We start from the raw sequence: 20,127 nt of genomic DNA, 5'->3' as shown, positions 1-20,127 counted from the left end.
CGGATTGCGGTAAGCGCAACGCCAGTCTGAGGGCGGCTCCGAAGCGTTGTCAAGGCGTCACAAGGTCCGGTTCCGAGCGGTCGTCCGCCTGCCCTCCAGGCAGCACGAAGCGCCCGAACCACCTGCGCAAACAGGCGGCCCGGGCGCCACGCGAAGCACCCCCTCGGGCCGTCCTCAGTAGCCTCGGTCGACCCATTCCCCGAGCTGCGGAGCCTCCGCGGAGACGGTGGTCGTCTCCCCGTGCCCGGTGTGGACGACGGTCTCGCCCGGCAGCGTCAGCAGACGGTCCCGGATGGAGGCGACGATGGTCGGGAAGTCGCTGTACGACCGTCCCGTGGCCCCCGGGCCGCCGGCGAAGAGCGTGTCTCCACTGAACAGAGCCGTCAGGGCCGGGGCGTGCAGGCACACCGCGCCGGGAGCGTGGCCGGGGGTGTGCAGGACGGTCAGCTCGATGCCGGCCACCGTAACTACCTGGCCGTCGGCCAGCTCGCCGTCGGGCATCCGGTCGGGGTGGGTCTGCTTCCACAGGGGCAGATCGTCGCCGTGGAGCAGGATCGGGGCGCCGGTGCGTGCGGCGAGTGCGGGGGCGGCGTCGATGTGGTCGTTGTGGGCGTGGGTGCAGATGATGGCCGTGAGCCGGCGGTCGCCGACGGCCTCGGCGATGGCGTCGGCGTCGTGGGCGGCGTCGATGACGATCGCCTCGTGGTCGTCGCCGACGATCCAGACGTTGTTGTCGACGTCCCAGGTGCCGCCGTCGAGACTGAACTGACCGGAGGTGACCAGATGCCCGATCCGGGCGCCGGCCGTCACAGGACCACCACCGAGCGCAGCACATCGCCGTGGTGCATGCGCTCGAAGGCCTTCTCGACCTCGTCCAGCGCGATGGTCTCCGAGACGAAGACGTCCAGATTCAGCCGGCCCTGGAGATAGAGGTCGATGAGCATGGGGAAGTCGCGGGAGGGCAGGCAGTCGCCGTACCAGGAGGACTTCAGCGCTCCACCGCGGCCGAAGACGTCCAGCAGCGGCAGTTCGAGCTTCATCTCCGGAGTCGGCACACCGACCAGGACGACCGTGCCGGCCAGGTCGCGGGCGTAGAAGGCCTGCTTGTACGTCTCCGGACGGCCCACCGCCTCGATGACCACATCGGCACCGAAACCGCCGGTCAGCTCGCGGATCGCCTCGACCGGATCGGTCTGGCGCGAGTTGACCGTGTGGGTGGCGCCCAGTTTCTCGGCGGTGTCGAGTTTGCGGGTGTCGATGTCCACGGCGATGACCTTCGCCGCTCCGGCCAGGTGCGACCCGACGATCGCCGCCGCACCGACGCCGCCGCAGCCGATGACCGCGACCGTGTCCCCCCGCCCGACATTGCCGGTGTTGATCGCGGCCCCGATCCCGGCCATCACCCCGCAGCCGAGCAGGCCCGCCACCTGCGGAGCGACCGTCGGATCGACCTTGGTGCACTGCCCGGCCGCGACCAGCGTCTTCTCCGCGAACGCACCGATCCCCAGCGCCGGCGACAGCTCCGTACCGTCCAGCAGAGTCATCTTCTGCGTGGCATTGTGCGTGGCGAAGCAGTACCAGGGGCGGCCCCGGAGGCAGGCCCGGCACTGGCCGCACACGGCACGCCAGTTGAGGATCACGAAGTCACCGGGGGCGACATCGCTCACCCCCTGCCCCACCGCCTCCACGACACCGGCGGCCTCGTGGCCCAGGAGGAAGGGGAAGTCGTCACCGATGCCGCCCTCGCGGTAGTGCAGGTCGGTGTGGCAGACCCCGCATGCCTCGATCTTCACCAGCGCCTCGCCCGGGCCCGGATCGGGCACGACGATCGTTTCGAGACCGACGGGGGCGCCCTTCCCTCGCGCGACGACAGCACGGACCTGGTGCGACATGGTCACTCCTCGGCTGGTACGGGACTTGGATGTTGCCTATTACGGCACACACCTCACCTGTCGCAACTCAGCATCATGGAGTGCCGACCGGCGGTCAAGGAGCCTGCGAGACACGCGAGCCTCCCGCCACAATGGTCCGAACCAACAAAACCCGCACAACCTCTTTCATGCTCCGGAGGGCCGTGGCATGCTCACCCGTCAACGCACACCTGAACGTCGTTCATATCCATGACTCACCCATGGAAGGGCGTACGGGCATGAGAGACGCGCGCACCGGTGCCGTCGCGCACCGGAATGACATGAGCATGACTGTCGGGACCGTGACCAGGCGAACCTTGCTGGGCAGCGCTGTCGCCGTGGTGGCGGGCGCCGGTTCCGCGGCGGCGGTCGGCCCGGTTGCCGCGAGGGCCGACGTCCCGCTCCTGTGGCGGGAGTTCAACCGCACCCCGTTCACTCACCCGCAGATCCCGTACATCGGCCGAGCCGGCTGCCGCGGCGGAGCCACCCGCCTGTCCCGCCCCCGGGTCTTCGCCGACGTACGCGACTTCGGCGCCGTGGCAGACGGCAGAACCGACTCCGCTCCCGCCATCAACCGCGCCCTCGCCGCCGCCGGCCGGGCCGGAGGCGGTACGGTCACCCTCCCGCCGGGCACGTTCCGCATCGACGACGTGATCCGCGTGGGCCACTCGAACGTGGTCCTCAGGGGCGCCGGCAGCGGCCGTACGACGCTGTACGCGACGCGGAACCTCACCGAACTGATCGGCGCGTACGGCTCCCGCTACGGCGGCGACAAGTCAGGCTGGTCGTGGGCGGGCGGTCTCATCTGGCTGGCCCCCGAGGCCCGTTGGACCTCGCTCGTCGCCGCGATCAGGGCGAAGGCCTGGCCCTTCGAGGGCTGGACGGGCAACCGGCGCGACCAGTGGCGGACGCTCACACCGCTCGCCCCGGCGCGACAGGGCTCCTGGACGGTGCGGGTCGCCGACGCCTCATCGCTGCGCACGGGCGCCCTGGTCCTGCTGCGGCTCACCGACGACGCCGACCACACCCTCCTCCAGCACATGTGCGGCGACGGCCCGGGACCGGCCGCCTACGTCTGGGACGACAAGACGAAACTGACCTCGTACGTCCCCTACGAATGGCCCGTCCGCATCACCGGGGTCCGCGGCCGGAACGTCACCCTCGAACGCCCCCTCCCGCTCGACCTGCGCCCGGAATGGGATCCCCGACTGACCACCCACGTACCGGAGTTGACGAGCGCCGGTGTCGAGGGCCTGACCCTGGAGGCGCCCGAGACCCCGCAGCAGCCACACCTGCTGGACAAGGGACACAACGGCGTCGTCCTCCAGTGCGCCTACGACTGCTGGGTCGACGACGTGACCGTCCGCCACGTCGACAACGGCTTCGGCCTCGTGGCCGCCTCCGCGTGCACGCTGCGCCGGACCCGCGTGGCGGGCCGCGGCTCGCACCACCCCTATTTCTGCCGGGAGGGGTCGCACGACAACCTCGTCGAGGACTTCACCGTCGAGGAGCGCACCAGCCCCGCTCCCCCGAACACCCAACTGCACGGCATCAACGTCGAGGGCCTGTCCTCGTACAACGTCTGGTCGCGCGGCACCATGCGGATGGGCACCTTCGACAGCCATCGCGGTCTGCCCTTCGCCAACGTCCGCACGGACATCACCGTCAACAACACCGGCCGCCACGGCGGCGACGCCGGCGCCGGCCCGCTGTTCGGCGCCCGGTTCACGCACTGGAACATCCGCGTCACCAACGGCCGGGCGGGCCTGGTCAGGATCGACGGGCTGGCGCCGTACTCCGCGACCGTCGGCATCGACGAGGTCCGGGAGTTCGACCAGATCGACGTCCCCGATTTCACGGGCGATCTGCACACCCGCCTGGAGCTGTACGGCAGGCCGGACGCGGTACGGCCGCGGAACCTGTACGACGCCCAGCGCCACGCGTTCACGTACTTGGACGGACGTGCCTCATGAGCACCCTCTCCGGCCTCGGCGTGTTCCTGGCGGCCCTGGCCGTGTTCGCCACCGCCGCCGTCCCCGCCGCCTCGGCGCCGGCGGACCGGCCGGCGCCCCGCATCCCGCACACCACCGTCCTGGACGGCGACCGTCTGCACCGGACGAAGGCCCGTCTGGAGCGCGGCGATCCCCGACTGCGCCGAGCCGTGGGGAAGTTGACGGCCCGCGCCGACCGGTGGCTTGATCAGGGCCCCTGGACGGTCGTCGACAAGCCGAGGCCCGCCCCCAGCGGCGACCCCCACGACTACCTCAGCCAGGCCCCCTACTGGTGGCCCTCGAAGAGCCCGGCCCCCGACAACCCCTGGGGCTGCCCGTACGTGCAGCGCGACGGCGAGCGCAATCCCGAGGTCGACTCCGGCACCGACCGTCAGGACGTCGAGAAGACCTTCGACTCCGCCTACGACCTCTCCCTCGCCTGGTACTACACCGGCGAGCGGCGGTACGCCGAGAAGGCCGGGCAGGTCCTGCGCACCTGGTTCCTGGCCCCGGCCACGCGGATGAACCCGCATCTGAACCACGCCCAGTTCATCCCCTGCAAGTACGAGGGCCGCGCCATCGGCATCATCGACTTCTCGCAGTCGTACACCGGCGTCCTCGACGCGATCGCCCTCCTGGAGACCGGCGCCCCTGGCTGGACCGGAGGGGACCGCACCGCCATGGCGCGGTGGAACAGCGACTTCCTCGACTGGCTCGTCACCAGCGACTTCGGCAGGCAGGAGGCCGCCGCCACCAACAACCACGGCACCTTCTACGACATGCAGCTCGCCGGACTCGCCCACGCGACGGGCGACAGGGACCTGGCCCGCCGCACCGTGCTCGCGGCCGGGAGCAGGCGCATCGCACCGCAGATCGCCGCCGACGGCAGCCAGCCCCAGGAGCTGACCCGGACCAGGAGCTGGCACTACTCCACCTTCGACCTGGTCGCCTACACCCGGCTCGCGGCGATCGGCCGGCACGTCGGCGTGGATCTGTGGAGGTACCGGGGCCCGGACGGGCAGAGCCTGTTCAAGGCGGTGGACTATCTGCTGCCCGCCGCGACGGGGGCCGCCGCCTGGCCGCATCCGGAGCTCGCATTCCACCGGTATGCGGCGACGGACATCGTCCACGCGGCGGCCGACGCGGGAGACGCGCGGGCGCGACGGGCCGTTCCGGCACTGGAGGAACCGCCCGGCGGCGACCTGTGGGCCCTGCGTCCGGCTGCGGAGCAGTTGGACTCCATCACGGGATGATCCGGGGCCCGGTGGTCATCGCAACGCGAAGGACGCCCGCAGCCGCCACCGTGTTCCGTCGTGGACCACCAGGTCGACCGCCGAGACCCGTGTGCCGACGGGGAGACGGCTGAGCAGGTCGGCCTCGGCCCGCTCCACGGCCGCTTCGTCGAGGTCCTGGGCGACGGTCAGGTGCGGGACGGCGTCACCGTACTTCCCGCCGTAGGGAGGGGTGTCCGGCCACCGCTCGACGACCGCTTCGGTGAGGTCGCGGAAAGGGGTGTCCGGGTCGGGGACGAGATACAGCAGTCCGGGGAAGCGGCCGCAGCGTTCGAAGCGGACCTCGAAGGACGGGTGCCGGCCGAACACCTCGCCCAGGGTGTCGTGGACGTCCTGGTCGATCCGGTCGGCATCGAGGAAGGGAAAAAGCACCGTGACGTGGGCCGGTACACCGGCGCGGGCCGAGGGATCGAGCCGTTCACGCCAGGCGCGCACGGCGGGTTCCGCCTCCGGGACCCTGACGACCAGTCCCGACTGCCCGGCGTGGAACCCGTGGGAATTGTTGTCCTCCATCACTCCTGTTCTACCAGTGGGGCCCGGTCGGCGGCGATCCGGAATCGCCGCCGCTCCGGGACGACGGGCCGGTGGCGGGCCGCGGGGAACGTCAGACCGTGGACAGGTCGATCGCCCGGTCGACGTCCCGCGGCCGCAGGACCCGCAGGATGCCTTCGAGCAGGTAGTAGTCGGCGTACGGGAGGGAGATCTCGATACCGTCCTCCGCCGGGCGGTTGCGGGTGCAGCGGGCCACGGCCGCCTCCGCCCGGGCCGAGTTCCTCGTCAGGCAGGTCTCGGACAGGGCGGTGAGCAGCCGCAGCGCCGTCTCGCGGTACGCGCGTCTTCCGGTGACCGCGGCCAGGTCGAGCAGCCCGCAGGCCAGGATCGCGCCGGCCGAGGCGTCCTTGATGTCGTACGGCTGCTGGGGTGCGCGGTAGTCCCACACCGGTACGTGGTCCGGGGTGAGGGCGCCCACCGCGAAGTCCGCGAGGTGGCGGGCGGTGGCCAGGAGCTCGGGGTCGCCGGTGCGCCGGTACATCGTGGTGAAGCCGTACACACCCCACGACTGGCCGCGCGACCAGCACGACGTGGGGCTGTAGCCCTGCACGGTGTTCGGGCCGATCGGCGCGCCGCTGTCCGGGTCGAAGTCGAACACGTGCGGGGTCGATCCGTCGGGGCGTGGGAACACCCGCCGGGTCGTGCGCGCGTGTTCCACGGCGATGTCCAGATACGTCGGGTCGCCGCTCTGCCGGCTCGCGAAGGCCAGCAGGTCGAGGTTCATCATCGTGTCGATGATGACGCGGCCCGCGTTCCTCGGATCGTTCAGCGCACCCCACGCCCGCAGGAAGCGGCCGCGCGGGTTGTAGCGCCGGATCAGGGAGTCGGCCGCCCGCAGGGCACCTGTGCGCCAGGTGTCGTCGCCCGTCAGCCGCCAGGCGGTGACCCAGGACGGGTAGAAGAGGAATCCGAGGTCGTGCGTGCCGGTGTCGTGCTGACGGGGGGCGAGTTTCTCCGCCGAGGCGATCGCCCAGGTGCGGAAGGCGTCGTCCTCGCTGTGGAGCCACGCCATCCACAGCGTTCCCGGCCAGAAGCCGCCCACCCAGTCGCCGTTCTGCGAGTAGGCCCACTTCTCGAACTTCGTCCCGACCGGGAAGGCGGTCACGCTCGGTGCGACCGTACGGACCTTCGCCACGGCGTGGTCGGCCGCCGCGCGAAGGGTACGCAGCGTCGGGGCCGGGACCGGTGTCCGGCCGTCGGCCGCGCTCGCGGACGGTGTCGGGATGGCGCCGGTCGCGGCGGCAGCGGCCGCCGTGGTGAGGACGGTACGCCGGGACACACTCATGCGTGTTCCTCCAACTGGACTACGGGAGAGAGGAGTTGGCCGTGGGAGCGGTCGAGCCGTTCAGCGGTGGCAGGTGCTGAGGCCCGGGCGCCAGGGGCAGGCGATGCCGGCGAAGCCGCCGCCCGCGACGACATCGACGCGCAGGGTGTCGCCGCCGCGCAGGACCTGCCGGTCCTGGACGAGGCCACCGGTACCGTCCTTGATCGTCTCCACCAGCCACTTCCCCGGCCCGACGGTCAGCGGCACGTCGGCCGTGCGGGCGGCGCCGGCGTAGACCCCGCCCAGGAACCACCGGTCACCGCTGCGGCGGGCGAGGACGGCTTCCTGCCCGGGGCGTCCGGCGAGGAGGCGGGTGTCGTCCCAGGCGGCGGGGAGCTGGTCGTAGAAGGCGCGGGCGAGGGGGCGGGCGTCGTACGACTCGGGCGTGCCGGCGTACATCTGGAGGCCCGACTCGTAGGTGACCGCGAGTCCGGTCTCGGCCGCGTCGGAGTTGGGGCGCAGGCCGACGCGCTGGAAGGCGCCGGGGGTGAAGTCCATGGAGCCGATGACGTTGCGGGTGAAGGGCAGCGCGGTGAGGTGGGCGGCGGTGTTGGTGCGCTTCTCCTCGCCGGCGACGCCCTCCAGGGTCATGACCTGGGGCCAGGTGCGTTGCATGCCCTTGGGGATCGTGGAGCCGTGGAAGTCGACCAGGAGGTGGTGGGCGGCGGTCTCCTTGAGGATGGCGTCGTACCACTGGAGCATGGACTGTGCCTCGGAGTCCATGAAGTCGATCTTGACTCCCTTGACGCCCCAGCGCTCCAGGGTGGGCAGCCACTGGGCACGTTCGGCGGGGGTGTCCAGTTCGCGTTGGTGGATCCAGACGATGATGCCGACGCCCTTGGCGCGGGCGTGCTCGACCAGTTCCGGCATCCAGCTGTTGGTCTGCCAGTTCGGGTCGGTGGTGTCCCACTCGTCGGGCTTGAAGTACCAGCCCGCGTCGACGGCCTCGTAGGGCCAGCCCCGTTCGGCGGCGTAGTCGACATAGGCCTTCTGCGCCGCGAGGCTCTGGCCCGCTTCGCGACCGCCGGCGAGCCAGGTCCACAGCACCGTGCCGGGCCGGATCCAGGAGGTGTCGCGGACCTTGGAGGCGGGGGCGAGGTCGTCGGTGAACGTGGACCGGGTGACGGTGGCGAGGTCGCCGGTGACCATGGCCCGCCAGGGGGTGCTGAGCGAGCCGTCGGTGCGGACCCGGTCGTCGGCGAGCTTGACGCGGTAGGTGCCGGTGCCCTGGTCGTGGGTGAGCCGGGCACCGGAGTACGCGCCGGTGAGGTCGGACTCGGCGAGCAGGGTGTAGCCGCCGTCGGTCGCGAACAGTGCCTGGGGGGAGTACGCGCCGGTGGGTGCGGTCGCGGCGGTGTACTGGACGAACTGCCCTTCGTTGTCGGGGCGGTAGGTGCTCAGCCAGGCGCTCGCGTCGGGCGGCAGGGTGAACGCGGAGGTCTCGCCCAGGACGTCGCCGTGGCCGGCGGGAAGGACGTAGTGGTAGGCGACGCCGTCGGCGGAGGCGCGGACCACGAGGTCGAGGCGGGCGCCCGCGGTGGTGGCGAACGACAGCCGGGTCTCGTTCATCCGGACCGTGCGGTCCAGCCGTTTGCCGGACTTGGTGCGGTAACGCTCCTCTATCCGGCGGTCCTTGCGGTGCAGGAAGCGCAACTCCTTGGACAGGTCCGCCTGTTCGGTGACGATCCCGACGGGCGACGGCTCGATGACCGTACGGCCGTCCCGGGACACCGCGAGGCTCAGCGTGCCGGTGGTGTCGTCCAGGGATATCCGTGCGCGGGGCGTGTGGGCCGACGTGGAGACGGCCCAGACTTGATCGTGCGGCGGCTCGGCCTGTGCCGGACCGGTGATGAGGAGCGTGGCGACCAGCCCGGCGCAGAGCCCGGCGACCGCGGTTCTGATCGGAACAGCCATGTGAACCCTCCGAGGTGTGTGGCTTTACGGCAGTCCCCAGGCCGGGCCCGGTTCCACGACGGCGGCGGGCGCGACGACGAGGTCGGGGCGGGCGCCGGAGTGGACGAGCACCTCGCGGCCCTTGGGCAGGTCGATGGCGAGCGTGCCGTCGCCGAGGTCGTGGGTGCGGGCGGGGGTGCCGTCGTCCAGCAGGACGGTGAGGCTGCCGGTGAGGCCGTGGCGGAGCTTGAGCGGTTCGCCCGCCAGGCTTCTGATCCGGATGAACCGGGTGGCCCCGGCCGTGCGGACGGCGGTGACCAGGAAGGCGCCCTGGGTGCGGAAGTCGTGCAGGGTGACGTCGGCCCAGGCGGACGGCACGCCCGGGAAGATGCGGATCACACCGCCCCAGCTCTGGCAGAACATGTCGTGCAGCGACTGCGAGGCGGACAGCGGGGTCTCGATGACCGGACCGGCCTCGGTGTAGTGGGTGTTGGGGCGGCAGGGGTAGCGGGTGGTGGGGTCGAAGAACTTCCGCAGACAGGTGAGCGCGGTGTCGCCGTCGCCGGTCATCGCGTACATCGAGGCGGCCCCGGTGTAGCTGTAGCCCCGGTGGGCGCTGTTCAGCGCCTGCCAGTGGGCCACCGACCTGGAGATCAGTTCACGGTTCTCGGGCTGGTCCCAGGTGACGAGGTAGAGCGGGTACACCATCAGCAGATGCGAGTAGTGCCGGTGGGACTGCGCGTACGGGGTGTCGGCGCCGATCATGAAGCCGTTGACGTCGACCGGGTACGGCGTGAGTCTGGCCAGCACCTCCTGCCAGCGCGGGATCAACTCGTCGTCGATGCCGAGCAGTTCGGCGGAGTCGATGAGTGTCTGGCAGCCCCAGCGGATCAGGGCCAGGTCGTAGGTGGTGTCCTGGGGCGGCACGACGGGGTACTCGGGCGAGAGCGTGCTCGGCAGGTGGAGTCTGCCGTCGCTGCCCGGGGTGAGGAAGTGCAGGTAGTAGCTGATCGCCCGGCGCAGGACGGGGAAGACCGTGTCGCGCAGCAGGGACTCGTCCATGGAGTGCCGGTAGGACAGCCAGACGTTGTGCAGTGCCCAGGTGAGGTCGCCGGTCTCGGCGCCGGTGCCGGGCCGGCCCACGCTCCGGGTGGCGAACATGTCGGAGCTGCGGCCGACGCCGGCGCTGTCCGCGCGGTAGGCGGCGGGGACGTTGGCGACGAGTTGTTCCTGGTTCTGCCGCACGGTGGTGGCGAGGGAGTCGAGTTCGAGGTGGTTGGAGCCGTGGATGAGCCAGTACTCCAGCTGGACGTTGAGGTTCCACCACACCGCGGGCCAGGGCGTGGGTTCCAGCCAGGGTCCGGAGGTGGCCATGACCGGGCCGCCCGCGCGGCTGGCGGAGGCGACCTTGTAGAGCTGGATCCAGTGGAAGCTCTGGAGCCGCTGGTCGGGGAAGGAGACGAAGCTCTTGGGGTAGAAGGCGTGCCACCAGCGGGTGTGCCGCCGCCTGAGAGCGGTGTACGAGGTCCCGCGCCGCAGGTTGCCCAGGGCGGCGGCCTCGGCGGTGTCGGAGGGGAAGCTGTGGCCGACGCTGAGCAGCAGGTCGTCGCCTTCGCGTCGGTGGGCGGTGGCGGTCCGGCCGCCGCCGGTGAGGGGCTGGAGCACCACCTCGGTGCCGTCGGCGGTGGTCCTGGTGGTCCAGGGCGGGTTGGGGGTGTAGCCGGCGGGCGGGGCCTCGCTGAGACTGCGGGGGCTGATCGCCTCTTCGGGGTGGAAGGTCCAGGTGGCCCGTTCGCCGCCGTGGGCCCTCACGCGGACGGCCAGGACTTCGTCGTGGATGAGGGCGGCGAGGGTCAGGGTGCCGGCGGTGGTGGTGATGGTGCCGGTGAGTTCGGCGTTCCACAGGCTCAGCCGCCAGTCGACGGCGGTGATCGTGCCGGCCGGTTCCAGCGTGAGATGTCCGACCGGGAGGCGGGCGGTGCCCCAGCCGCTGCCGAACTCGGGGCGGTGGTCCTGGACTCGGCCGTGCTGGACGGTGAAGCGGATCCGGCCGGCGTCCGCATCCTGGTAGATCATGCTGCCCAGCAGCCCGTCGCCGAGGAACGGTCCCTCGTACCAGCGGGTGGGCAGCCGGGTCCACAACAGGTCCTGGCCTCGCAGGAATCGGGCCCAGGCATCCTCGGCGCGCATCGTGTCGCGCAGTTTCCAGGGGCGTCTGCCGCCTTCGGCCGCCGCGCTGCCGTCACCGGCCGCTGCCGGCGGCGCGTGCTCCTCGGCGCCGGCCGTTCCGGGCAGTGCGGCGACCGTCGCACCGGCCAGCGCGGTGCCGAGTAAGTGTCTCCTGGGCAGGGGTGAGTGCTTCTCCGACTGAGAGGTCATCATCGTCCTCCAGACCTGACGGATCCTCAATACATCGGGTGTATCGGGGAACCTAGGCACCCTCCGTGTACCTGTCAACAGGCTTGACGGGAAGAGGACCAGATGACTCATCCGATGTATGGGGTGACGGTCGACGAACCATGGGACCTTCCGTGATCTTCTCCTAGAGGTTGTAGCCGCCCGATACCTCGATGTTCTGAGCGGTCACCCAGCGGCTCTCGTCGGAGACCAGGGTGGCGATCATCGCGCCGATGTCGTCGGGCTCGCCGACCCGGCCGAGCGCGGTCTTCGCGGCGAGGGCCGGGACCACCTCGGGAAACCGGGTGAAGGCGTCGTCGCCGATACGGGTGCGGGTCGACCCCGGCGAGACGGCGTTGACGCGGATGCCCCGCGTGCTGAATTCCTTGGCCATGTACCGGGTCAGCACGTCCAGGCCGCCCTTCATCGACGCGTAGGCCGAGTAGCCGGGCTCCAGGCCGGCCGTCGCCGCCGAGTTGCTGCTCGTGTTGACGATGGCCCCGCCGTCCGCCATCAAGGGCAGCAGCCGCTGCGTCAGGAAGTACGGGCCCTTGAGCAGGACCCGCATGAGCCTGTCGAACGCCTCCTCGGTCGTGTCCTCGATCAACGACGTCTGCGCGAAACCGGCGTTGTTGACCAGGTAGTCGAATGTGTCGCGCCGCCAGGTGTCGCGCAGCACGCCGGCCACCGTCTCGCGGAATGCCGCGAAGGTGCCGGTCTCGCCGACATCCAGCGGCAGCGCGACGGCGGTGCCGCCCTCCTTTTCGATGGTGGCGGCCGTCTCCAGGCCGCCTTGCGGGTTGCTGCCGTAGGTCAGGATGACTCCGGTGCCACGCTTGGCGATCTCGATCGCGGCGCTGCGTCCGATGCCGGAGCTGGCGCCCGTGACGATGGCGACCCTCATGGTGTTCCTCCTGGTGTGCGGTTGTGCGTGGGTGTGGGTGTGGGTGTGGTGTGTGAGCCGCGGGTCTTATGCGGCGGAGCCCGGGGACAGGACGCGGGTGAGCCAGTCGGTGCGGGTCCGGCGGGCCGTTGCCGAGATGTGCGCCTGCGGGTACAGCACGTCGAATCCGTGGAAGCCGCCCGCCCAGACGTGGAGTTCGGCCTGGCCGCCGGCCGCCCAGATGCGGGTGGCGTAGGCGGCGTCCTCGTCGCGGAAGACTTCGGCGGAGCCGGTGTCGATGTAGGTGGTGGGCAGGCCCGCGAGGTCGTCGGCCCGTGCGGGTGAGGCGTACACGGGTACCTCGTCGTCGGTGAGGTCGCCGAGGACCGCGCGCCATCCGAACTCGTTCATCTCCCGGGTCCAGACGCCGGGCCCACCGGAGTACTGGCGGCTGGACGTGCTGGCGTTGCGGTGGTCGAGCATGGGGGCGATCAGCATCTGCGCGGCGATCGCCGGGGTACCGAGGTCACGGGCCAGCAGGGTGACTCCGGCGGCGAGGCCGCCGCCCGCGCTGGCGCCCGCGACGACGATCCGGGCGGGGTCGATGCCCAGTTCGGCGGAGTGGTCGGCGACCCAGAGCAGTCCCTGGTAGCAGTCGTCGACCAGGGCGGTGCCGGTCGCCTCGGGTGCGAGCCGGTAGTCCACCGAGACGACGACCGCACCGAACTCGTCGAGCCACTCCAGCGGGATGTCGATCTGCGAGAAGCGGTCGCCCATCACCATCCCGCCGCCGTGCATCCAGAAGACGCAGGGTGCGGCGGTGGTGCGATCGGTGTGCGCGGGGCTGAGGACCGACAGGGGGATGGGGGCACCGTCCTGGGCGGGCACGGTGACTTCGCGCCGGTCGACGTGCCGGTGGGCGAGAAGGGACTCGATGGGTGCCGCCGGGAGCCGGCGCAGGTGCGCGAGCATGTCCGGATCGAGCCGGGACATGAGGGGCATGTCGGCGAGGAGCTCACGCAGTTCGGGGTCGAGAGCGGGTCGTGCCGTGGTCATGATGCTGCCTTTCGTGGGGTGGTGCGGGCGGTCGGGCGAGGGGACGGCGGCTCGGCAGGGACCGAGGCGGCACGACGCACCAGGGGATCTGCCGGCGGGTCAGAAGGCGGCCTTGCCGCGGACCGGCACGTAGTCGGTGTACTCGGACTCCTTGGTCAGCAGTCCGTCGACCTGCGCCACGATGGCTTGGGCTGCCTCGCCGGCGAAGATCCGGTGGTGGTCCTCCTCGCTGGTCCAGCCCTCGGTGACGTGGACGACATCGGGGGCGGACGCGGAACGGGAGACCAGGTAGACGACGCAGTGTTCGCTCGCGCCGGGGCTGCCCTCGTTCAGGCCGGTCAGCAGCAGGTCGACCAGCCGGTCGCCCATGTGGGGCTTGGCGGTCAGGGTGGCGTTGAAGCCGTATGTGACGATCATCGATGCCTTCTTCTGCGGTGATGGAGTGTGGTGATTCCATTCAACCCGCATGACCTGCGGAAACGTTAGAACGATGCTCGCCCGTACTTGCACGATCCTCCTCGTTTCGGGAGCTGCGGTGCCGCATGGTGCTGCAATGGGGACATGCACCTCGAAGAGCTCCGCACCCTGCTGGCCCGGCATGCCCGCCCCGACTGGACCACGGCCGTCGATGGCGTCCTGATCTCCAAGGTCGACCGGCCGGATCCGCCGGCGCCCTCGATGTCGGGCACAGTGCTGGCGGTCATCGCCCAGGGCGCCAAACGACTCGCCCTGGGCGACCGGGTGTACGAGTACGGCGCCGGGCAGTACCTGGTCGCGTCAGTCGACCTGCCGGTGACCGGACAGTTCACCCAGGCCGATCCCGAGCAGCCGGCGCTGGGGTTCGGTCTCGTGCTGGAGCCGTCCGTCGTCGCCGAGTTGCTGCTCCGGGCCGGGCCCGGCGACATCCCCCGCGCCGGCGGAGGCGTGCCGTCGGGGATCGCCGTCAGCGACGCTTCGCCCGCGCTGCTCGACGCCGTGGTCCGGCTGCTGCGCCTGCTCGACGAGCCGGGCGACCGTGCCGTACTCGCCCCGCTGGTCAAGCGCGAGATCCTGTGGCGCGTGATCACCGGCGAGCAGGGGGCGACGGTGCGCCAACTCGGCCTGGCCGACAGCGGCCTCAGCCACATCTCCCGGGCGGTGCTCTGGATTCGCGAGCACTACGCCCAGTCCTTCCGGGTCGAGGACGTGGCACGCATGTCCGGCATGAGCGTCTCCGCCTTCTACCGCAACTTCCAGGCGGTGACCGCGATGAGCCCCATCCAGTTCCAGAAGCAGATCCGGCTCCAGGAGGCCCGGCTGTTGCTCGCCACCCACCCGGGCGATGTCACCGGCGTCGGCCACCGCGTCGGCTATGACAACCCGTCACAGTTCAGCCGCGAGTACCGCCGCCAGTTCGGCGCGCCCCCCAGCCAGGACGCCGCCCGCCTGCGTCACAGCGTGCACACCCAGGCAGGCGTCCTTCCCTGAACCGACCGGACTGCGGAGGAGGGTCGCAGGCATGATGTGGCCCATGACGCACACCGCCCGTCGCATGTTCGAGCTCCTGGAACCGATCTGCCTGGTCACGTACTTCGCCGACGAGTGCAACGAGGAACTGGCCACGCTCGGCCACCGCACGTACTGGGACGGCTACTTCGCCAGCCGGGCCGCGCCGCTGGGGCGGGTACCGGCGCAGGTCGTGCACGCGGCGTTCTACAGCTTCGCCGAGGGGGAGGCCGCCCGGCACATCCCGAGCGCGTGGGAGACCGTCCCGCCCGAGGCGTCCGTCACCGCGCGGGAGCGGGGCAGCGCGGCCTCCGTACGGCGGATCCTCGGCGACGAACTGGCCGACTCCCCGGGCCTGGTGCGCGCCGCCGACCTGACCACCAAGGCCGCGACCAGCGCGCCCACGGAGGGCCGGGTGATGTACGCCGGGATGCGCACCCTCGCGGTGCCGGCCGACCCGGTCGCCCGGCTGTGGCATTCCGCGACCATGCTGCGCGAGCACCGCGGTGACGGGCATGTCGCCGCTCTCGTCGGCGCGCGCATCGGCGGCACGGAGGCCCATGTGCTCAGCGCGCTGGCGCAGGGCATCCACCCGCCGGAGTCGTTCGGGCGCATCCACCATCTGCCGAAGAAGCGGCTGGCCGCGGTCATGGACGGCTTGCGCGAGCGCGGTCTCGTCGACACCGACGGCCGGTTCACCGACGCAGGCCGCGAGACCCAGCAGCGCGTCGAAGCCCTCACCGACGAGCTCGCCGCCCCGCCCTACGACGCCCTGTCCCCCACCGAGCTCGACGAACTGGTCGCCGAACTCGAACCCATCACCGCGGCGCTGGTGGCCGCGGGGTCGCGGTGACGGGCAGGGACTGACGGAACGAGGAGTCCGCCGGGCCGTCGGAGCAACTCCTGGTTCACGCCTGCCGGTCGGCCTCCTCGGCCGCCCGCTCCAGTCGCTCGCGATGCTTCTCCCACCAGGCCGGATCGCTCGACGGCATGCTGGTGTTGCCCTGGTTCATCCCCACGGCACCGTCGAGGGACTCCCGGAGGATGTCGGCGTGTCCCGCGTGCCGGTGCGTGTCGGCGATCACTCGCACGGCGGCGTGGTGCAGGGTCACCTCGTCCCGGCCGCTCGGCCACCACGGCACCCTGCCGACGGTCTCCAGCGGCAGCGCCTCGATCGTCGCGTCCGCGTGCGCCCAGGCCCGTTGGTACAGCTCGACGATGTACGTGCGTGACTGGTCGGCGGTGGCCCACATGTCCGCGTTGGGCTCGGCGTCCTCATCGAGCCAGGGCAGCGGCTCTTCAAACGGCCGTGCGAAGGTGTCGCCGAGGTAGCCGACCTCCATGCTCGCCGTGTGTTTCACGAGCCCCAGGAGGTTGGTGCCGGTCGGCGTCAGCGGTCGGCGTATGTCGTACTCGGAGAGCCCGTCGAGCTTCCACAACAGGGCGTCGCGGGCGGTCTGGAGGTAGAAGCGGAGGTCGGACTTGGGTTCTGTCGCGGTCATGGGGTCAGTCTGTCGACGACGTGATCTTTGTCCACCGCATTTGCCGTCGGCAGCACGGCGGCCTCGGTGAAGTGCTCCAGGTCCTCGGGGGCGGGCCGCAGTACGCCGTCGCGCACGGCGAGGGCCGTCGCCTCGGCGCGTGAGGCGCAGCCGGTCTTGCGCAGCAGGTGCTCGACGTGGGTGTGCACCGTGCGCGGCGACAGGAACAGGGCCTGGGCGATGGCCTGATCGTGCACCGCTGGAGCACCCCCCGGCGCCGGCCGGACCCGACCGGCCACAGCGCCCGGAGCCGTCTGCCGTGCGCGAGAGCGGCGAAGTCGGCCACGAGCCGGCGGAAGCCGTCGTCGTCCAGGGCGCGGGCGGGTGCCCGGTCGGGCAGGTCGAGGACGCCGTCGGCGGTGACGAGGTTCGCCGCCGCGCCCGCGGGAAGGTCGTGGAGGGCGTCGAGGTGTGCGGTGGGGTCGGTGAGAGCGCCCAGCGCGGGCAGGATCGAGGCCAGCAGGTGGCGGGCCTCGCTGTCGTAGGCGTCCGCCGCCTGGGTGGACAGGCGGATCAGCCGACGAGACGCCCTCCGTGCCGCAGGGCTCCGGTCAGCCCGTCCCGGAAACCGGCCGGGCGCACCCGATCGGCGTAGAACCACCCGTGCCGGAAGCGCGGTCCGGGATCGTCGGTGTCCTCGCAGATGGAGCGCGGCAGTTCCTCTCGTACGTCGTTGGCGTACCACGGCGTCGAGACGAACTCGGCGGCCAGTGCCCGGGAGGTCTCGGCCGGGTGGCCGACGCCGGCGATCTGGACGTGGACCCCGGACAGGGGGTCGATGCCGAGCAGGGTGACGGCGTCGAAGGGGAGGGCCCGGCCGAGTTCCCGCAGGGCCTGTCCGCAGGCGGTGACGGGGCCGCGCTCTCGGGTGAGCATGCCGATGCGGGTGGCGGCGGCGATCTGCCGGTGGCTGAGAATGTGCGCCACTCTCCCTCGGTCCGTGCCCGTATCGCTTCAGGTCATTTGGGTCCTTACGGTATGCGGGACGGCAGCACCAGACAAGGCGGCATCGGTATTTCTACGGATGGCCTGGCGGCCCGTCCGGCGCTTTCCTGTTCGGCACAGCCGGACGCCCGCCGTGACGGGCCCGTTTCCTGGAGAGACAGCGCGTGAGCGCCGGCACCCCCACCCTCCTCCTGACCGGCGGCCAGGTCCTCACCATGGACGACGACTTCACCGTGGCCGAGGGCGTGGCGATCCAGGGCCGGACCGTGCTGCCCGGCATCAACGACTCCCGTCTGCACGGCGGTGGCGTCGATCACCGAGCCCCACTGGCGGCAGAGGGTGGCGGCGATGATGCTGCGGGAGTCCAGGGCGAGCGGCCGGCCCAGCGGTCCGGAGCAGTGCGTGGGCCTGGCCGACGCGCTGCGGGCGTACACGGTCAACGCGGCCCGTCAGGACTTCGCGGAGGCGTGGAAGGGGTCCGTCGAGGCCGGAAAGGTCGCCGACCTCTGCGTCCTGGACCGTCCGCTGCTCGGCATGGACCCGCACGGGATCACCGACGCGGAGGTGGATCTGACGGTCTTCGACGGGTGGGTCGTCCACGAGCGGTGAGGTTTGCTTTTGATCCGGAAGAGCACCGAAATATTTCGGAGTTCCAGCACTCCATTCCGACGTCTCCTCGTAGAGGACTTCCGATCATTCCAGGTGGGCGATATCCAATCCGGCCACGCTTTCCGGAATGCTTGCGATAACCGTTGACAACCCACGCCACTCCGGCTTCATTGTCATGGCATCAACAGGACCGTGGAGGAGGAAAGATATGGACGAGAACGACATCGCGGCCCGCGGGATCAGCCGCCGAGGGCTCATCGGCGGGGCCGGCGCCCTGGCGCTGGGCGCGTCCGCGTTGGTACTGCCCGGCACCGCCCACGCCGAGCCGAACCGGACCGTGACGGCGAACCAGACCGGCAACCACAACGGCTACTACTACTCGTTCTGGACCGACGCCGGCGGCACGGTCTCCATGACCCTGGGCGCCGGCGGGAACTACAGCACCTCGTGGCGCAACACCGGCAACTTCGTGTGCGGCAAGGGCTGGAGCAACGGAAGCCGCAGGACCGTGCGGTACTCGGGCAGCTTCAACCCGTCCGGCAACGGATACCTGTGCCTCTACGGGTGGACGTCAAATCCCCTCGTGGAGTACTACATCGTCGACAGCTGGGGCAACTACCGGCCCACGGGCACGCACAGGGGCACGGTCACCAGCGACGGCGGCACGTACGACATCTACCAGACGATGCGCTACAACGCCCCCTCGGTCGAAGGCAACAAGACCTTCCCGCAGTTCTGGAGCGTCCGCCAGTCGAGGCGGACCGGCGGAACGATCAACACGGGCAATCACTTCGACGCGTGGTCCCGTGCCGGAATGCGCCTGGGCAGCTTCAATTACTACATGATCCTCGCGACCGAGGGTTACCAGAGCAGCGGGAATTCCAACCTCACGGTGAGTTGATCCCCCCGTCATCCGCCCCGGCACGACAAGGGTCTCCTCGTCGCCGAACACGGCGACCGCGTGAGCGCCGTCTTTGACGACGAGGAGACGCGGGTGGGGCAACCGGGCAGGAAACCTTCGGCCCACCAGACTGTGCACATGACGACTCCACCAGCCTCTCCCGGGACCCTCCGTGCCGTTCTCCTCGACTCGGGTGGTGTCCTGATGCGGCCGAAGGGAGGCCGCTGGAACCCGCGGGCGGACTTCGAGCAGACCCTGCTGGCCCACGAACCGTCCCTCACGCCCGAGCAGTTGGAGCAGGCCATCGCCCGGGGCGACGACTACCTCGCCGCCCTGTCCGCGACACCCGACTACCACGACTACCACCGGTTCGTCCTCCGCCACCTCGGCGTGGACGCCACCTCGCGGCTCCTGGCCGACCTCCGTCGCGAGGTTCCACCGGCGGTGTACCTGGAGGTCTTCCCGGACGTCGAGCAGACCCTTCAGGAGCTGAGCCGGCGGGGCGTGCGCATGGCCGTGGTGTCGGACGCCTGGCCCGAACTGCCCGAGCTGCACGCCGGACTGGGGATCAGGCGGTACTTCGAGGCGTACGCGATCTCCGCGGTGCTCGGCTGCACCAAGCCGGACCCGCGCATGTATCACCACGCCAGTTCCGCACTGGGCCTCGCGCCCGAGCAGTGTCTGTTCGTGGACGACAGCCCGGAACTGGTGGCCGCGGCGATGGGCCTGGGCTACGCGGGACGCGTGCTGTGCCGGGACTCGATCACGGCGGACGTGCCGTTCGTCGGCTCTCTCACGGAGATCCTGGACCTCTTCTGAACCCTGAGACACTCTCGTCATGAACGCGCACATCAGGGCGGACGAGATACCGCCGGGCCGGGTGAGGCCCGAATGGCGACTGCGTCCCGCTGAGCCGGCGGATCTGGAGACGCTCGTGGAACTGCGGGCGACGGTGATGCGGCCGGATCTGGAGCGGTTGGGACGGTTCGACGAGCGGCGGGTGCGGCAGCGGCTGCGGGACGCCTTCTCGCCGCGGGACACCGCGGTCATCATGGTCGACGACGCGGTCGCGGGATGTGTCACCGTGCGCCCCGCCGAGGACGGCCGGTTGCTGGAGCACTTCTATCTCGCCCCGCACCTCCAGGGCCACGGGCTCGGATCCGCCGTGCTGCGCGCCCTGCTGGACGGGATCGACGCCGACGGCGTGGCCGTCCGCCTGAACGTCCTCCAGGGCAGCGCGGCCCGGCGGCTGTACGAGCGCCACGGGTTCACCGTGGAGGCCGAGGACCCGGTCGACGTCTTCATGGTCCGCCGACCGGGGGCGATCAGCCCGGTGCCCAGGGCCTGA

At 70.9% G+C, this 20,127-nt stretch carries 19 protein-coding genes and 1 pseudogene; 8 read left to right on the top strand and 12 right to left on the bottom strand.

What is annotated here, in order from left to right; all coding sequences use genetic code 11:
• Positions 1–174 precede the first annotated feature (174 nt).
• Together SLINC_RS42835 and SLINC_RS42830 are read right to left on the bottom strand one after the other, a co-directional pair.
• Positions 175–810, bottom strand: coding sequence for an MBL fold metallo-hydrolase (locus SLINC_RS42835; protein WP_067443806.1), 636 nt, complete (start codon positions 808–810; stop codon positions 175–177).
• The gene (locus tag SLINC_RS42830; RefSeq protein ID WP_067443805.1) at positions 807–1,892 is read right to left on the bottom strand and encodes an S-(hydroxymethyl)mycothiol dehydrogenase; all 1,086 of its coding nucleotides are present in this window, start codon (positions 1,890–1,892) and stop codon (positions 807–809) included. The genes SLINC_RS42835 and SLINC_RS42830 overlap by 4 nt, the downstream gene beginning before the upstream one ends.
• A 299-nt stretch (positions 1,893–2,191) precedes the next feature.
• Between SLINC_RS42830 and SLINC_RS42825 the strand changes: the two genes are divergently transcribed.
• On the top strand, positions 2,192–3,883 hold the full coding sequence (locus tag SLINC_RS42825) for a glycosyl hydrolase family 28-related protein (RefSeq protein WP_067446445.1): 1,692 nt from the start codon (positions 2,192–2,194) through the stop codon (positions 3,881–3,883).
• Complete coding sequence (locus SLINC_RS42820) at positions 3,880–5,154, top strand: alginate lyase family protein (RefSeq protein ID WP_067443804.1); 1,275 nt, start codon at positions 3,880–3,882, stop codon at positions 5,152–5,154. The genes SLINC_RS42825 and SLINC_RS42820 overlap by 4 nt, the downstream gene beginning before the upstream one ends.
• Before the next feature lie 15 nt (positions 5,155–5,169).
• On the opposite strand, the gene SLINC_RS42815 is transcribed toward SLINC_RS42820, so the two are convergent.
• From SLINC_RS42815 to SLINC_RS42785, 7 genes are all read right to left on the bottom strand, one after another.
• Positions 5,170–5,706 carry a 2'-5' RNA ligase family protein gene (locus SLINC_RS42815; protein WP_067443803.1) on the bottom strand — a complete coding sequence of 179 codons (537 nt, stop codon included), beginning with the start codon at positions 5,704–5,706 and terminating at the stop codon, positions 5,170–5,172.
• Between the two features lie 91 nt (positions 5,707–5,797).
• Positions 5,798–7,030, bottom strand: coding sequence for a glycoside hydrolase family 88 protein (locus SLINC_RS42810; protein ID WP_107406759.1), 1,233 nt, complete (start codon positions 7,028–7,030; stop codon positions 5,798–5,800).
• Between the two features lie 60 nt (positions 7,031–7,090).
• Positions 7,091–8,983 carry a glycoside hydrolase family 97 protein gene (locus SLINC_RS42805; RefSeq protein WP_067443802.1) on the bottom strand — a complete coding sequence of 631 codons (1,893 nt, stop codon included), beginning with the start codon at positions 8,981–8,983 and terminating at the stop codon, positions 7,091–7,093.
• A 24-nt stretch (positions 8,984–9,007) separates the two neighbouring features.
• Complete coding sequence (locus SLINC_RS42800) at positions 9,008–11,341, bottom strand: glycosyl hydrolase family 95 catalytic domain-containing protein (RefSeq protein ID WP_067443801.1); 2,334 nt, start codon at positions 11,339–11,341, stop codon at positions 9,008–9,010.
• 163 nt (positions 11,342–11,504) lie between these two features.
• Positions 11,505–12,263 carry an SDR family NAD(P)-dependent oxidoreductase gene (locus SLINC_RS42795; RefSeq protein ID WP_067443800.1) on the bottom strand — a complete coding sequence of 253 codons (759 nt, stop codon included), beginning with the start codon at positions 12,261–12,263 and terminating at the stop codon, positions 11,505–11,507.
• A 66-nt stretch (positions 12,264–12,329) separates the two neighbouring features.
• On the bottom strand, positions 12,330–13,298 hold the full coding sequence (locus SLINC_RS42790) for an alpha/beta hydrolase (protein WP_067443799.1): 969 nt from the start codon (positions 13,296–13,298) through the stop codon (positions 12,330–12,332).
• A gap of 99 nt (positions 13,299–13,397) precedes the next feature.
• A complete protein-coding gene (locus tag SLINC_RS42785; RefSeq protein ID WP_067443798.1) occupies positions 13,398–13,715 on the bottom strand; it encodes a putative quinol monooxygenase in 318 nt (105 codons plus the stop codon).
• A gap of 144 nt (positions 13,716–13,859) precedes the next feature.
• Here SLINC_RS42785 and SLINC_RS42780 point away from each other — a divergent pair, with 144 nt between their 5' ends.
• Both SLINC_RS42780 and SLINC_RS42775 read left to right on the top strand, forming a co-directional pair.
• Positions 13,860–14,765: an AraC family transcriptional regulator gene (locus tag SLINC_RS42780; protein WP_067443797.1), complete on the top strand. Its 906-nt coding sequence runs from the start codon at positions 13,860–13,862 to the stop codon at positions 14,763–14,765.
• Positions 14,766–14,808: 43 nt separating this feature from the next.
• On the top strand, positions 14,809–15,636 hold the full coding sequence (locus tag SLINC_RS42775; protein ID WP_067446439.1) for an SCO6745 family protein: 828 nt from the start codon (positions 14,809–14,811) through the stop codon (positions 15,634–15,636).
• 55 nt (positions 15,637–15,691) lie between these two features.
• Here the strand turns inward: SLINC_RS42775 and SLINC_RS42770 are convergent, their stop codons facing one another.
• From SLINC_RS42770 to SLINC_RS48290, 3 genes are all read right to left on the bottom strand, one after another.
• Positions 15,692–16,285, bottom strand: coding sequence for a DinB family protein (locus SLINC_RS42770; protein ID WP_067443796.1), 594 nt, complete (start codon positions 16,283–16,285; stop codon positions 15,692–15,694).
• A complete protein-coding gene (locus SLINC_RS42765; protein WP_067443795.1) occupies positions 16,282–16,521 on the bottom strand; it encodes a response regulator transcription factor in 240 nt (79 codons plus the stop codon). The genes SLINC_RS42770 and SLINC_RS42765 overlap by 4 nt, the downstream gene beginning before the upstream one ends.
• 316 nt (positions 16,522–16,837) lie before the next feature.
• Entirely contained in the window at positions 16,838–17,251 is a 414-nt protein-coding gene (locus SLINC_RS48290; protein WP_067443794.1) for a hypothetical protein, read from the bottom strand.
• A 324-nt stretch (positions 17,252–17,575) separates the two neighbouring features.
• Here SLINC_RS48290 and SLINC_RS42755 point away from each other — a divergent pair.
• The 4 genes and pseudogenes from SLINC_RS42755 to SLINC_RS42740 all read left to right on the top strand — a co-directional run.
• Positions 17,576–17,878: pseudogene (locus tag SLINC_RS42755) on the top strand (amidohydrolase family protein); the annotation flags it as partial.
• Between the two features lie 208 nt (positions 17,879–18,086).
• Positions 18,087–18,779: a glycoside hydrolase family 11 protein gene (locus SLINC_RS42750; RefSeq protein WP_067443793.1), complete on the top strand. Its 693-nt coding sequence runs from the start codon at positions 18,087–18,089 to the stop codon at positions 18,777–18,779.
• A 138-nt stretch (positions 18,780–18,917) separates the two neighbouring features.
• Positions 18,918–19,598, top strand: coding sequence for an HAD family hydrolase (locus SLINC_RS42745; protein ID WP_067443792.1), 681 nt, complete (start codon positions 18,918–18,920; stop codon positions 19,596–19,598).
• A gap of 19 nt (positions 19,599–19,617) precedes the next feature.
• The gene (locus SLINC_RS42740) at positions 19,618–20,127 is read left to right on the top strand and encodes a GNAT family N-acetyltransferase (protein ID WP_067443791.1); all 510 of its coding nucleotides are present in this window, start codon (positions 19,618–19,620) and stop codon (positions 20,125–20,127) included.

The organism is Streptomyces lincolnensis, assembly GCF_001685355.1.
Lineage (GTDB): Bacteria > Actinomycetota > Actinomycetes > Streptomycetales > Streptomycetaceae > Streptomyces > Streptomyces lincolnensis.
Note: the sequence above shows the minus strand (reverse complement) of the source record. Positions and strands in the feature narration are given on the sequence as shown.

Excerpts from the sequence above, each read along its gene's own strand:
- SLINC_RS42830 (WP_067443805.1), bottom strand. The coding sequence starts at position 1,892 with ATGTCGCACCAGGTCCGTGCTGTCGTCGCGCGAGGGAAGGGCGCCCCC.
- SLINC_RS42825 (WP_067446445.1), top strand. The coding sequence starts at position 2,192 with ATGAGCATGACTGTCGGGACCGTGACCAGGCGAACCTTGCTGGGCAGC.
- SLINC_RS42820 (WP_067443804.1), top strand. The coding sequence starts at position 3,880 with ATGAGCACCCTCTCCGGCCTCGGCGTGTTCCTGGCGGCCCTGGCCGTG.
- SLINC_RS42815 (WP_067443803.1), bottom strand. The coding sequence starts at position 5,706 with ATGGAGGACAACAATTCCCACGGGTTCCACGCCGGGCAGTCGGGACTG.
- SLINC_RS42810 (WP_107406759.1), bottom strand. The coding sequence starts at position 7,030 with ATGAGTGTGTCCCGGCGTACCGTCCTCACCACGGCGGCCGCTGCCGCC.
- SLINC_RS42805 (WP_067443802.1), bottom strand. The coding sequence starts at position 8,983 with ATGGCTGTTCCGATCAGAACCGCGGTCGCCGGGCTCTGCGCCGGGCTG.
- SLINC_RS42800 (WP_067443801.1), bottom strand. The coding sequence starts at position 11,341 with ATGACCTCTCAGTCGGAGAAGCACTCACCCCTGCCCAGGAGACACTTA.
- SLINC_RS42795 (WP_067443800.1), bottom strand. The coding sequence starts at position 12,263 with ATGAGGGTCGCCATCGTCACGGGCGCCAGCTCCGGCATCGGACGCAGC.
- SLINC_RS42790 (WP_067443799.1), bottom strand. The coding sequence starts at position 13,298 with ATGACCACGGCACGACCCGCTCTCGACCCCGAACTGCGTGAGCTCCTC.
- SLINC_RS42785 (WP_067443798.1), bottom strand. The coding sequence starts at position 13,715 with ATGATCGTCACATACGGCTTCAACGCCACCCTGACCGCCAAGCCCCAC.
- SLINC_RS42780 (WP_067443797.1), top strand. The coding sequence starts at position 13,860 with ATGCACCTCGAAGAGCTCCGCACCCTGCTGGCCCGGCATGCCCGCCCC.
- SLINC_RS42775 (WP_067446439.1), top strand. The coding sequence starts at position 14,809 with ATGACGCACACCGCCCGTCGCATGTTCGAGCTCCTGGAACCGATCTGC.
- SLINC_RS42770 (WP_067443796.1), bottom strand. The coding sequence starts at position 16,285 with ATGACCGCGACAGAACCCAAGTCCGACCTCCGCTTCTACCTCCAGACC.
- SLINC_RS42750 (WP_067443793.1), top strand. The coding sequence starts at position 18,087 with ATGGACGAGAACGACATCGCGGCCCGCGGGATCAGCCGCCGAGGGCTC.
- SLINC_RS42745 (WP_067443792.1), top strand. The coding sequence starts at position 18,918 with ATGACGACTCCACCAGCCTCTCCCGGGACCCTCCGTGCCGTTCTCCTC.
- SLINC_RS42740 (WP_067443791.1), top strand. The coding sequence starts at position 19,618 with ATGAACGCGCACATCAGGGCGGACGAGATACCGCCGGGCCGGGTGAGG.